12 protein-coding genes are annotated in these 13,500 nt (G+C 42.2%); 10 read left to right on the top strand and 2 right to left on the bottom strand.

Annotated elements, in window-relative coordinates:
- Positions 1–267: 267 nt before the first annotated feature.
- Together typA and J2W55_RS13060 are read left to right on the top strand one after the other, a co-directional pair.
- The gene (gene typA / locus J2W55_RS13065; protein WP_310096370.1) at positions 268–2,079 is read left to right on the top strand and encodes a translational GTPase TypA; all 1,812 of its coding nucleotides are present in this window, start codon (positions 268–270) and stop codon (positions 2,077–2,079) included.
- A 125-nt stretch (positions 2,080–2,204) separates the two neighbouring features.
- Positions 2,205–3,242, top strand: a complete 1,038-nt coding sequence (locus J2W55_RS13060; RefSeq protein ID WP_310096368.1) for a LamG-like jellyroll fold domain-containing protein — start codon at positions 2,205–2,207, stop codon at positions 3,240–3,242.
- A gap of 77 nt (positions 3,243–3,319) precedes the next feature.
- On the opposite strand, the gene J2W55_RS13055 is transcribed toward J2W55_RS13060, so the two are convergent.
- Positions 3,320–4,798, bottom strand: coding sequence for a lipopolysaccharide biosynthesis protein (locus J2W55_RS13055; RefSeq protein WP_310096367.1), 1,479 nt, complete (start codon positions 4,796–4,798; stop codon positions 3,320–3,322).
- A gap of 54 nt (positions 4,799–4,852) precedes the next feature.
- Between J2W55_RS13055 and J2W55_RS13050 the strand changes: the two genes are divergently transcribed.
- From J2W55_RS13050 to J2W55_RS13035, 4 genes are read left to right on the top strand one after another with little or no spacing between them, the layout of a single operon-like run.
- Positions 4,853–5,863 carry a glycosyltransferase gene (locus tag J2W55_RS13050; protein ID WP_310096365.1) on the top strand — a complete coding sequence of 337 codons (1,011 nt, stop codon included), beginning with the start codon at positions 4,853–4,855 and terminating at the stop codon, positions 5,861–5,863.
- The gene (locus tag J2W55_RS13045; RefSeq protein ID WP_310096363.1) at positions 5,863–6,600 is read left to right on the top strand and encodes a class I SAM-dependent methyltransferase; all 738 of its coding nucleotides are present in this window, start codon (positions 5,863–5,865) and stop codon (positions 6,598–6,600) included. Before J2W55_RS13050 ends, J2W55_RS13045 begins: the two co-directional genes overlap by 1 nt.
- Before the next feature lie 21 nt (positions 6,601–6,621).
- Positions 6,622–7,395 (top strand): class I SAM-dependent methyltransferase, encoded by a 774-nt coding sequence (locus J2W55_RS13040; RefSeq protein WP_310096361.1) that lies wholly within the window; start codon positions 6,622–6,624, stop codon positions 7,393–7,395.
- Between the two features lie 12 nt (positions 7,396–7,407).
- Positions 7,408–8,310, top strand: a complete 903-nt coding sequence (locus tag J2W55_RS13035; RefSeq protein WP_310096359.1) for a glycosyltransferase family protein — start codon at positions 7,408–7,410, stop codon at positions 8,308–8,310.
- A 17-nt stretch (positions 8,311–8,327) separates the two neighbouring features.
- On the opposite strand, the gene J2W55_RS13030 is transcribed toward J2W55_RS13035, so the two are convergent.
- Positions 8,328–9,143, bottom strand: a complete 816-nt coding sequence (locus J2W55_RS13030) for an alpha/beta hydrolase (protein ID WP_310096357.1) — start codon at positions 9,141–9,143, stop codon at positions 8,328–8,330.
- A 133-nt stretch (positions 9,144–9,276) separates the two neighbouring features.
- Here J2W55_RS13030 and J2W55_RS13025 point away from each other — a divergent pair, with 133 nt between their 5' ends.
- The 4 genes from J2W55_RS13025 to J2W55_RS13010 all read left to right on the top strand — a co-directional run bounded on the left by J2W55_RS13025 (position 9,277) and on the right by J2W55_RS13010 (position 13,369).
- Complete coding sequence (locus J2W55_RS13025; RefSeq protein WP_310096355.1) at positions 9,277–9,984, top strand: esterase family protein; 708 nt, start codon at positions 9,277–9,279, stop codon at positions 9,982–9,984.
- 82 nt (positions 9,985–10,066) lie between these two features.
- The gene (locus J2W55_RS13020; RefSeq protein WP_310096353.1) at positions 10,067–11,140 is read left to right on the top strand and encodes an ATP-grasp domain-containing protein; all 1,074 of its coding nucleotides are present in this window, start codon (positions 10,067–10,069) and stop codon (positions 11,138–11,140) included.
- Between the two features lie 195 nt (positions 11,141–11,335).
- Positions 11,336–12,433 (top strand): carboxylate-amine ligase, encoded by a 1,098-nt coding sequence (locus J2W55_RS13015; protein ID WP_310096351.1) that lies wholly within the window; start codon positions 11,336–11,338, stop codon positions 12,431–12,433.
- Positions 12,434–12,526: 93 nt separating this feature from the next.
- Complete coding sequence (locus tag J2W55_RS13010; protein WP_310096349.1) at positions 12,527–13,369, top strand: type 1 glutamine amidotransferase; 843 nt, start codon at positions 12,527–12,529, stop codon at positions 13,367–13,369.
- The last annotated feature ends 131 nt before the right edge of the window (positions 13,370–13,500 follow it).

The raw sequence follows: 13,500 nt of genomic DNA, 5'->3' as shown, positions 1-13,500 counted from the left end.
GCTCATCGAAATGACAGCGTTTATTGTATGTCCAATGGTTATGCACGTCGTATAAGATTTCTCTTCGCAGTCCTGCGCTTCGTCCCAACCCTTGCTCATCGAAATGACACGATTTATTGCGCATATAATGCAGGCGCTTACTTTAAATTAAGCGGGGTTATGGTTGTTTGGTAATTTATTTGTATAAATGTTGGTCTATAAATTGACAAAGCTTTAAAATACCATATATTAACCTTACCTTTGCGCCAAATTTTAGAGAGCATTTTCATGCAAAAAATAAGAAACATCGCGATTATCGCACACGTTGACCACGGTAAAACCACATTGGTTGACAAAATACTGCACAGTTGTGCCATTTTCAGGGACAATGAGCAAACCGGTGAACTGATACTGGATAATAACGACCTGGAACGTGAGCGTGGTATTACCATCGTATCAAAAAACGTTTCGGTTAAATATAAAGACGTTAAGATCAACATTATTGATACCCCTGGTCACGCCGATTTTGGCGGCGAGGTTGAGCGTGTATTAAAAATGGCCGATGGTGTTTTATTGCTTTGCGATGCTTTTGAAGGCGCTATGCCTCAAACCCGCTTTGTAACTCAAAAAGCTTTGGCGTTAGGCTTAAAACCTATTGTTGTTGTAAATAAGGTTGACAAAGAAAACTGCCGCCCTGAAGAGGTTTACGAGCAAATTTTTGAACTGTTCTTTAACCTTGAAGCAACCGAAGAGCAACTGGATTTCCCGGTTATTTACGGTTCGTCAAAACAAGGCTGGATGAGCACCGATTATAAAAAACCTACTGAAGATATTTTCCCGCTGATGGATGCTATCCTGGAGAACATTCCACCAGCTCCTATAGCCGAAGGTACTTTGCAAATGCAGATCACCTCACTTGATTATTCTTCATTCGTAGGCCGTATCGCTATCGGTCGTGTAGCGCGTGGTACCATTAAAGAGAACCAGCCGGTATCATTGGTAAAACGCGACGGCACTATCCAAAAATCAAGAATAAAAGAGTTATATACTTTTGAAGGTTTGGGTAAAGTACGCACTGCAGAAGTAAGCTCAGGCGATATATGCGCTGTAGTAGGTATTGAAGGTTTTGATATTGGCGATACCATTGCCGATTTTGAAAAACCTGAACAACTGGAGGTTATTAAAATTGATGAGCCTACCATGAACATGTTGTTCACCATCAATACCTCTCCTTTCTTTGGTAAGGAAGGCAAGTTTGTTACCTCACGCCACCTGCGCGACCGTCTTTACAAAGAGATGGAAAAAAACCTGGCGCTTAAGGTTATTGAAACCGAGTCGCCTGATTCATACCTGGTGTATGGTCGTGGTATCCTTCACTTATCGGTTTTAATTGAAACCATGCGCCGTGAAGGTTACGAGTTACAGGTAGGACAGCCACAGGTTATTGTTAAAGAAATTGACGGGGTTAAATGCGAGCCGGTTGAAACTTTAATTGTTGACGTACCGGGCGATGTTGCCGGTAAGGTTATTGAGCTGGTAACACAGCGCAAAGGCGACCTGCTGGTAATGGAACCTAAAGGCGACCTGCAGCATTTGGAATTTGAAATTCCTGCACGTGGTATCATAGGTTTACGTAACAACGTTTTAACCGCTACAGGCGGCGAGGCCATCATGGCGCACCGTTTTAAGGCATATGAGCCATGGAAAGGTGTTATCCCCGGCCGTTTAAATGGTGTATTGGTATCAATGGATACCGGTAAAACCACTGCTTTCGCTATTGATAAATTACAGGACCGTGGTCGTTTCTTTATTGACCCGGGAGTTGATATCTACGAAGGTCAGGTTCTGGGCGAGCATATCCGCGATAACGATTTGGTTATTAACCTTACCAAAGGCAAGCAGTTAACCAACATGCGCGCATCAGGAAGTGATACCAACGTACGTATAGCGCCAGCCATTAAATTCTCGTTAGAAGAATCAATGGAATATATACAAGCCGACGAATACATTGAAGTAACACCTCAAAGCATCCGTTTACGCAAAATATTCCTGAACGAGAATGAAAGAAGAATTAACGCCAAGAAGTTTGTTAATCAATAATTAGCAAATAAGTATAAAAATATGAGCCCTTCGGTTTCCCGGGGGGCTTTTTTTTTCAAAAATATATGGCTATATCCCGGGCATCTAATTAATATCAATATCTTTATAGCACCAAATCTTATTGAATGAAAAAATTAATGCTCCTCCTGGCAGTCATAGCTGTCGCATTTACTTCTTGTGTTAAGCTTAGTGATCCGGCACTTAATCCCGACATGCTTAAATCCATCGCATTGGGTAAAGACACCCTAAATATGTTTGTTGGCGATGTTTTACAGATAGATGTCACCCTCACACCATCCACATATGAAAAAGCGTCGCTGATCTGGAAATCATCAGATAGTACGGTTGTGGAGGTTACAAATGAGGGTAAGCTAACCGCCAAAAAAATAGGATCAGCTAAAATTACGGTAAGCAATAAAAGCAATACTGTTTCAGTAAATTTTCTGACCACGGTTATACCAAAGGTATATAACCTTAAACTGGGGCTTATAGCCTACTATCCCTTCAATTATGATAGCGCTGTTGACTCCTCAGGCAAAGGCAACGATGGAACCATTTATGATATATCGTCGGTACCTGACCGCTTTGGAAAAATAAACTGTGCATATTATTTTAATGGTGCAAGCAGCTATGTGAGGGTTAAGGATAACCAGGACCTGAGGCTGAACAACACCGATTTTACACTCAATTACTGGGTTAACCTTGATGAGTATATCAGTACAACCGGTAGTGCTGTATTGGCCAAAAATAGCGGCCCTTACCAAAACGGCTGGAATACATCAATTACCGGATATCAGTCTGCCAATACAGAGGCGGGCAAGGTTGGCAGTGCATTTTATAATGTTTCGGGAGGTGGCGATCCGTTTGCTGTTGGCAATAAAACTATTGAACTGCATAAGTGGACCATGATCACTGTAATATACAGTAATCAGCAGCATAGCATTTCCTTTTATGCAGATGGCGTTCTGGATATAACAGTATCAAATATACCTACACCAAACCCGCAAACAACCTCTGACCTGTTTATCGGGAAAAATAGTTATTTTGATCCTTCAGGAGCTACCCCGCCTTACTTTATTAAGGGCAGACTTGATGATATCCGAATATATAAGCGCGCGCTTAGGGCCACTGAGGTTTCAGCGTTATTTAATTTGCCTTATTAATGATGATGATATTTATAATGATATAATATTCATTATTGCTTTCAAAAAGACCGGAGTCTAAAAGCCTCCGGTTTTTTTTATCTTTTTAATTTCAATAGTTGCTTTTTGATAATTATCGTAATATCGTCAGAAACATTAAAATAATAAATGGTTACGCCATATACTATGGCTATAAACAGGCTTCGTACCATAATATCAATAATAAAATTAGGCATGCGGGGCACAATCCATAATGAAAGGAAATAAACACCTGCACCAAGTAAAATGGTTAAAATGTTCTTGTAGTTAAAGGGCTGCATTTTAAACGCGATGAGGATAAACAGGTACCTGAAAAAGTTAAACACCAAAAAGGTAATGGCCGATGCTATGGCAGCTCCTGTAATGCCAAATATAGGAATGAGCAAAAGGTTGGCAGTTACCGTAACCGCTATCAGCATCAGGTAAAATAAGGAATCGTACTTAAAGTATTTAGAAGTGGCCAGTATAACCCCGTTTATGCCCGTTGCCGAATCAATTAAATTGCCTATTCCTATAAAAAATATCACATACTTGCCCGCCTGAAACTTAGGCGGAAGCAACTCAAATATGTTGTTGATATTGGCCCATATCAATATAAATATAAACAGGGCGCTAACCAGCTGGTTAATACAGCTTTTTTTATAAATGTCTTTAATATTGGCAAGATCGTTTGTTTTCCACGATTCGGCCACTACCGTATAGGTAATGCTGTACAATGACCGCGCTGGCAAGGTAATAACCGTAGCAAAATAAAAGGCGATGGTATAAATACCGGTGTCGCTCAATCCAAATTTGGTATTAATGATGTACTTATCAATGTTATCGACAATAATGGGTGCTGAGCCGGTTAATATGGTAAAAAAACAAATACTGATGAGCTTGCGGATCACCTCTTTATCAATAAACTTCAGGTTGGGTTTCAAATGGAACTGACCGTCGCGTATTAACACCCGAACCATAAGCACGGTTGGGATAATGTTGGCTGCCAGCCACACGTACATAAATACCTCAAAGCTTACCAGTTTAAAATAAAGCAACAGCACAGATACCAGTATGAATACCCGCTTGGTAAATTCTGTTAAGATACGGCCCGAAGTAGTATTGTACAACATACGGGCATATAGGTCAAAAACATTAAAGAACAGCGTAAAAAAAGTAAGCGGTACCAGGAACCAGTAATACTTTTCAAATAGGGTTGATGTTTGTACTTTGGCGGTTATAATCTCGCTTTTAAACACATAGGCCAATAAAATAAATATGCATATACCGGCCAGCGAAACTGTAGCAGCCAGAAATAAATAGCCATTATGCTTATTCTCATCGCTTCTGAAATACGGAAAATACCTTGCCGTACCGTTAAACCCAAGAATTGAAAACTGGGCAAACATTAACGAAAAAGAGGTTAACAAGCCGGTAAGGCCAATTTGCTCGGTAGTTAAGGTATGCGGCTGGATGATACTTAGTGTAATAAAACCGATAAGAATACCCAAATAGGAATAGAAAGTACCTTTAATTGTTTGTTGCTTTATTATGCCCATTCAGTTGTTTAGCCGCTGTGTGTATGAAGTAAAATGATAATTTTGGAAAAATCAATGGCAAAGATAAAATATAAAGTTTGTGTGTTAACGGTTACCTATGCAAATAGGTGGCAATTTTTAGAGCAAGTACTAAAACGGGTACTGTCCTTTGAAGCGGTAACACAGGTTATAGTGGTGAATAATGCCTCGCTTTATAATGTCAGCAGTCATGTGGCAGGCTTGGGTGATAGCCGGGTAACAGTATTAAATAATGAGGAGAATGTAGGTTCTGCCGGGGGGTATAAGCAGGCTATTGATCATGCAATGGTACAAACAGATGCCGACCTGGTGTGGCTGCTGGATGATGATAACTTACCCGACGAAGCCGCTTTGCCCTGCCTGCTTGATAACTGGGACAGGATTGATGCCCCAAATGATAAAAAGGCGCTTTACTGCCTTCGCGAAGACCGGCTGCCGCATGTAAAAATAGCCCGGGGCGAAAACCCCAGGAGGTACTACCTGGTGCCTGACAATTTCATGGGCTTTAGTTTGTTCAATGTCCTTAAAAACCAATGGTACAAACTGAACGATATATTTAAACGGCCTGCGGCTTATCTGGATAAAGTGACCATGCCTTATGTACCTTACGGTGGGCTGCTCATGCATCGTTTAATGGTTGCAGCGATAGGTGTACCTGACGAAAGGCTATTTGTATATGTTGATGATTCGGAATATACGTACCGTATTACCCGGCATGGCGGCCGCATCTGGCTTATTCCAGCGTGTAAAATTATTGATATTGATAAATCACAGGGTTTAACATACCAAAAAAAGGCTTTCCACTCGCATTTGCTTGATCAGTGGGGCTTCAGAACCTATTATGCCGTCAGAAACAGGATGTATTTTTATTCAAGGGTTGCGGTAAAGTCGCCTTTTATGTTTAAAATAAATAAAAAGTTGTACTTAACTTACTTACTATTTTTAAGTTTGTTGAGTTCAAAACAAAAAGAGTATAATAAACTATTATCAGCAGTGGAGGATGGCCTTCATGAAAAGCTGGGCAAGGTAAATCAGGAAAAGTTTTAATGAGCGATTTAATGCGATATGACATGATACAGGCTTGTATCAATGTGATCAGGAAAAGAAAAAAAGTAAACTATGTAGAGATTGGTGTGCAAACCGGCTATTGTTTTTTTAAAATTAAGGCCGACCGCAAAATAGCTGTCGACCCTCATTTTATTATCAAAGCCACAAAAAAGGTAAAAGCATACATTAAAAACCTATCTAATTTTAACAATACTTTTTTTGAGCTTACCAGTGATGACTTTTTTGAAAAAAAGAGCGGTTATCTGAAAAAGAAAGGCGGCATTGATGTCATATTTATTGACGGTCTGCATTTATATGAGCAGGTAGTAAAAGATATTGAAAACTCACTGAAACATTTAAATAAAGGCGGGGTTATACTGGTACATGATTGCAATCCGCTGTCAGAACCTGCTTCAGTGCGGGCCTACACATCAGAAGAAGCGGCGGTATTGGTAGGCGACCATCCGCAGTGGATAAATCAATGGAACGGAGATGTTTGGAAAGCAGTAGTACAACTGCGATCAGAGAGGAATGACCTGAATATTGCGGTTTTTAATACCGATCATGGTGTAGGTATGATAAGGCCGGGCACTCCTGAAAAGGCGCTCACTCTTACTGATAAAAAAGTAACCGATCTTACATATGCAGATCTGGATGCTAACCGTGAAAGATTTTTAAACCTGAAATCGCCCGAAGCTTTCGCCACATTTGTTGGCGGTCTGGAGAAGGAATTTTAAATAGTTTTACCTTCGTAACTCATGCAGGACTCAATTATAAGCGGCAATGTTAAAACCGCGTACGATCAGTTTTATCAAAAGCACGACGAAGCCTGGCGCATGCTCAGTGCAAAATATAAAGCACAGCATATTATTGAAGTATGCAAGGGGCTTACTTTTAAAAATGTGCTGGAGGTTGGTGCCGGCGATGGCAGCATCCTTAAATACTTGTCTGACCAAAATTTCGCGCCGGAATTTCAGGCGGTTGAAATATCAGGCAGCGGGGTAGAATATATCAAGTCGCGTGGGATAAAGAACTTAACCCAGGTACAGGAATTTGACGGTTATAAACTGCCCTTTGGCGACGATAGTTTTGACCTTATCATCCTTTCGCACGTACTTGAGCATGTTGAGCATGAACGTCTGTTGCTGCGCGAAATTAAACGAGTGGCCAGGCATTGTGTTATCGAAGTGCCGCGCGATTATAAGGCTGGGGTTGATAAACGCATAAAGCATTTTTTGGCTTACGGCCATATCAATGTATATACGCCAACTTCGCTCCGGTATTTGTTGCGTACCGAAGGTTTTGAGATTGAGAACGACCTGATATCCATGACGGAGCCGGGGGTAACCCGCTTTAACATGTATGTTAATCAACAAAAAACCAAAAGCTTTATAAATAATTTTCGCATAGCGGCTGAGTTTACCATTAAACAGGGCCTGGGGAAAATTTTTGGAAAAAAGGTAAGCGAACAATTTGCAAACGCTTATACCGTTCTGTGTAAGAAAGCCAGCCAGCAACCCGAATTATTCTGATTTTTTATACCAATGCAGCAACTTGCCCCTATAGCCTTATTTGTTTATAACCGGCCTGATCATACCCGCCGTACAATTGGTCATTTGCAAAAAAACGTGCTTGCAGATGAATCACGGTTATACATTTTTTGCGATGCCCCCAAAACCGAGGCAGACCGCGATAAAGTGGAGCAGGTAAAACAGGTAGTAAAGGAAACAACCGGTTTCAGATCAATAAAGATCATTGAACGCGACCATAACCTGGGTTTGGCCGATTCGATCATCAGCGGGGTTACCCAACTGGTATATGAGTATGGCAAAGTTATCGTTTTTGAGGACGACCTGCTTTCGTCGCCCTATACGCTGCAATATTTTAACGAGGCCTTAACCCGTTATGCCAACCAGGAAAAAGTAATGCACATAGGCGCATATATGTATAACCTGAAGGATAAAGACCTCCCCGAATCTTTTTTTTACCGCGCGGCCAGCAGCTGGGGCTGGGCAACCTGGGCACGCGCCTGGAACCATTTTGAACCTGATATTGATAAACTGACAGCGCAGTTTGATCCGATAGATATCCTGCGTTTTTCTATTGAGGGTAAAATGAATTTCTGGCGACAGGTACTGGAGTTTAAGGCTGGTAAAAATAATTCATGGGCCATACGCTGGTACGCATCCATTTTTTTAAAAGGGGGGCTTACCTTAAATCCATCACGTTCGCTTATTAATAATATAGGGCATGACGGCACCGGCGTGCATTCCAATAAAGAAAGAATGTACGATGTGCATATTTCGCAACAGCCGGTTAAAAAATTCCCTGACGTAATTGAGGAAGACGAAAGAGCGTACCATGCTATAAAACACTTTTTAACACACCGCAAAGGCAACCTGCTGCAACGCGTTATACGCTTTGTAAGGCAACGGGCAGGCCAATAAACAACAGTTTAAGTTACCTATCGCCCAAAAGCCCAGGTCAAAAACTTGTGCATGGCTTTGGCCCAGGTAGCAGTATCATGGCTGCCGCCAACTATTTCTACATACTGTATATCAGCAGGGCGGGTGTAGCCTTTATTTTCCAGCGCTTTGATCAGGTCAATAGTATCGTCAATGGCGTCAATAATGCCATTTTTGTTACGATCGGTCGTTTCGTCTTTAGTGCCGGTTTGCAGCCAGAATTTCAGCCCGGGCGCCTCTGCCGTATCTTTTATCACAGCGTGCATAATACGGTCGGCTTCGGTATATCCTTTGGCCAGGTCCTTGCTTCGCCACCAGAACGAGCCCGAAAACACACCCACCTTATCAAACACATCAGCATTATTCCAGGTAATATCAAAGGCAGACAATCCACCCAATGAAAAACCGGCGTAAGCGGTTGTTTCAAAATCACTGATACCGGTTTGCAGTTTAACCTGCGGCAGCAGTTCATCTTTTATAAATGCAGTGTATACATCAGCTTTTGATCCGCGTTTTTTAAAATCGGGTTTCCCGGCCACTCCATATTCCTGTATACGGTCTTCACCGGCATGTATGGCCACTACCAGTACCGGCTTTATACGGTTAGTACCGTACAGTTTTTCCAGCGTTTGTATCAGTTCCAGGTTTTCCAGTTCCTGTCCGTCATTCAGCAATAACAAGTTTAACGATTCTGTAACCTCCAGCTCATCGGGTATTAAAAGTGTACAGGTAACTTCGCGGTTAAGCAGTTCAGAATTTATAGTGATATTTTTTTCGGTGATCGTCATTTCAATTTCGGCCCAGTCCCAATACATCTTTATCTAAATTTTAAGGGCGCAAAAATAAACTATCTTTTTATTTATTCTGTGCTATGTATTAATTTATCAGACAGTTGCCTTTTTCAATCAAACCCGTTAACTTACAATCACAAACAAATAAACTATTACCTTGATCGAAAAATATCACCGCTGGCACTCGCCAAACTTAAACACCGACCTTGAAATGCTGGTATTTGGCGACAGGGGTTTCCCCGTTATCCTTTTCCCAACAACCAAAGGAAGATATTACCAGAACAAGGATTTTGGCCTGATTGACAGCGTAAGGTGGTTTATTGACGAAGGCTTGGTTAAAATATACTGCCCCGATACCATTGACGACCGCAGTTGGTATGACAAGGGCATACACCCTGCCGATCGTGCCCGCAATTATACCTGGTACGACAAAATGCTGCTTAATGAGCTGGTACCCTGGGCCATGCACGAAACCGGTGTGGGCAAAGTAGCCATGGCAGGATGCAGTTTTGGCGGCTACCACGCGGCCAATTTTGCTTTTAAACACCCCGAAAAAGTGGCACACCTGTTTACCATGGGCGGCGCGTTTGACATCAGGATGTTTACTGATGGTTTTTATAACGATGATATATTTTATAATAACCCGGTTGATTTTTTACCCGGCGACAATGACTGGGCGCTGTGGGGCATGAATATTATCCTCGGCACATCTGAGCATGACATTTGTAAGGGATATAATATACAGCTGTCAAACATTTTAGCTCACAAAAATATTAATCATTGGCTGGATATCCGCCCGTTTGCCAGTCATGACTGGCCGATATGGAAAGAAATGTTCCCGCATTATTTGTCAACCATTAAATAGAGCAAGCATTAACTGTATCATTAATAATTGTACCCGGACAATGAAATCGTAAACCGTCAACTATAAACTAACATCACCTACCATGAAAAAAATTGGCATCTTATTCGGACAGGAAAATTCATTCCCCCAAGCGTTTGTTGATCGTATAAATCAAAAAGCCGAGAAAAACATCAGCGCTGAATTTGTTCGGCTCGATAAAGTAATGCAGGCCGAACCGCTTGATTACGCCGTAATTGTCGACCGTATTTCACAGGATGTCCCCTACTATCGTGCGGCTTTAAAAAACGCGGCCATTTGCGGTACAGCCGTGATCAATAATCCCTTTTGGTGGAGTGCCGACGAAAAGTTTTTTAACAACGCGCTTGCTGTAAAGCTTGGCGTACCGGTACCCAAAACGGTGATTCTGCCCTCAAAAGAACTGCCTGACGATACAACCGAAAGATCATTCCGTAACCTGGCCTACCCTTTGGATTGGGATGGTATATTTAATTATGTGGGTTTCCCAGCCTATATGAAACCCTTTGACGGCGGCGGCTGGAAAGAGGTTTACCAGCTGCACAACCGCGATGATTTTTTTGATAAATACGATAAAACCAAACAATATGTAATGATGCTGCAGGAAGAAGTAGTATTTGACGACTACTTTCGCTGTTATTGCATAGGCGGTAAGCATGTGCGTATAATGCAGTATGAACCACGCAACCCGCATCATTTGCGTTATGAGCATGGTAAGGCACCGGCATCAAAAAAAATACTGGATACCGTTAAAAACTATGTAATAAAACTTAACCAGTATTTAGGTTATGATTTTAACACGGTTGAGTTTGCTGTACGCGATGGTATACCTTACGCTATTGATTTTTGCAACCCGGCTCCCGATGCAGAAGTAACCAGCGTAGGCCAGGAAAACTTTGAGTGGGTGGTTGAAACTGCCGCCGACTATGCCATTGAACGCGCTAAAAAACAAAAGGATGGGCTGGATAACCTTACCTGGGGCGAATATGTAAAAACATCGGCCGCAAAAATACCATTGGTTGCTGCTGTGGCAAAAACTGTAAAAGCCGATGTTTCGGTAGGTAAAGTTGACCATGCTATTGAAGCCGAGGGAAAGATAAAGAAGGAGAAGGTAGTGAAGCCCGCTAAAGAAAAGCGGTGACCGTAAAAGCGGTAAAGGAGACGCCTAAAAAGGCTGTGAAGAAATAAGGGGATAATATAAACCTGTCATTTCGAACGAGGAACGAGGAGAAATCTTATACGTGCGATATTCCAGCTGTACAAGATTTCTCACTCCGTTCGAAATGACATGGTTTTATAATATACTGAATGAGTGAGCATATAACACTAACCAATTATGAACGAATTTACCTTAGGTGTTGAAGAAGAATTTATGGTGATAGACCCTGTAACCAGGGAACTAAAATCGCATGAACAAAGAATTGTGGATAGCGCCCAAAAGATCCATGAAGACCAGGTAAAGGCCGAGATGCACCAGGCTGTGGTTGAGGTGGGCACGCATATTTGCCATAATACGCAGGAAGCCCGCAAAGAGGTAGGCAAACTTCGCACCACGGTAGCACAGCTGGCAGGCGATATTGGTTTGCGCATCGGCGCGGCAGGCACCCACCCTTTTTCGCACTGGCAACACCAGCTCATTACAGATCATCCGCGGTATTTTGAAATTGTTGATGAAATGCAGGAAGCCGCACGTTCTAACCTCATTTTTGGCTTACATGTGCATGTGGGCATCCAGTCGCGGGATATGGCTATTCATATTGCCAACCAGGTACGGTATTTTTTGCCGCATGTTTACGCCTTATCTACCAACTCTCCTTTTTGGGAAGGGCGCAATACCGGTTTCAAATCATTCCGCACCAAGGTATTTGACAAGTTTCCGCGCACGGGCATCCCTGATTATTTTAGCAGTATTGAGGAATACGATAATTACATTAAGCTGCTCGTAAAAACCAACTGTATTGATAATGCCAAAAAAATATGGTGGGATATCCGTGTTCATCCCTTTTTTGAGACCATTGAGTTCCGCATTTGCGATTGCCCCATGCTGGTTGACGAAACCATTGCGTTTACAGCGCTTTTTCAAGCCCTGTGTGCCAAGTTATATAAGTTGCGGCAGCAAAATATGAAATTCATCACCTATTCGCGGGCGCTCATCAATGAAAATAAATGGCGTGCCGCCCGTTATGGCATCGATGGAAAAATGATTGATTTTGGTAAAGAAATGGAAGTAAACACCCGTTCACTGGTATTGGAGCTACTGGATTTTGTTGACGATGTGGTTGACGATCTGGGCTCGCGCGATGACCTGGAGTATGTGCATAAAATACTGGAGCATGGCACCGGAGCCGACAGACAGTTGGCCGTTTACCATCAAAACAATAACTTTGAAGACGTAGTTGATTATATCACTTCGCAAACTTTAAAGGGGCTGTAAATGCCCCTTCTCAAACCCTTCGTGGCAGGGAGGGCTTCATGGATATATAAAAAAAATAAAAGCTTCCCCACCGGGGAGATTTAGAAGGGGCTTATGAAACCGAAAATAAAAGTAGCAATACTTGATCTGTACGATGGGATAGCAAATGAGGGGATGCGCGGTTTCCAGGATATTTTAAAAAGATACAGGGACAAGCATGATTTAAATTTAAGTTACAGCATATTTGATGTGCGCAGGCGGTGCGAAATGCCTGGAACTGATTTTGACATTTATATATCAAGCGGCGGCCCCGGCGACCCGCTGATAACGGAAGGCACCGAGTGGGAGAAAAAGTATTTTATGCTGATGGATAAACTGGAAGACTACAATTTATCCAATCATGCTGATAAAAAACATGCTTTGTTTGTTTGCCATTCTTTTCAGCTCATGTGCCGCCATTACAAACTGGGGGATATCAATATGCGCCGGTCGCCATCTTTTGGTGTTTTACCGGTTAACCAAACTGCGGCAGGTATAGGCGAACCGGTTTTCGAAGGCCTGGCCAATCCATTCTATGCAGTTGATTCGCGCAGCTGGCAGGTGATCAACCCCGACGAAAACCGGTTTAAAGAGCTGGGTATGCAATTGGTGGCCATTGAAAAAGAACGCCCGCACATTGACCTGCCCCGCGCTATGATGGCTATACGTTATAACGACTATTTTTTTGCGACGCAGTTTCATCCCGAAGCCGATGCCGGTGGAATGAAGGCTCTCTTGCTAAAGGACGAAAAAAAGGACGAGGTAATAAACGAACACGGCGAAGTAAAATATCGCGAAATGCTGGCACATCTTGACGACCCGGATAAAATAACCCATACCCAGCATACGCTAATCCCTAATTTTTTAGATCAGGCCATGCTGAGTTTGCACGGACCGCTACCAAAGCTATTATCCTGAATTTTTAAACGCTGATGTTATTGGCAGATCAAAAAATAGTTATAAAATGAAGTCATGCCGAACTTGTTTCGGCACCCCATCATTAAGGTTGTATAATAACAATACTAACCGTCCATAGCAATTATAAAAAA

This window comes from Mucilaginibacter pocheonensis, from assembly GCF_031456535.1.
Classification (GTDB): Bacteria; Bacteroidota; Bacteroidia; order Sphingobacteriales; family Sphingobacteriaceae; genus Mucilaginibacter; species Mucilaginibacter pocheonensis.
This window is presented reverse-complemented; position numbering and strand designations above follow the sequence as displayed.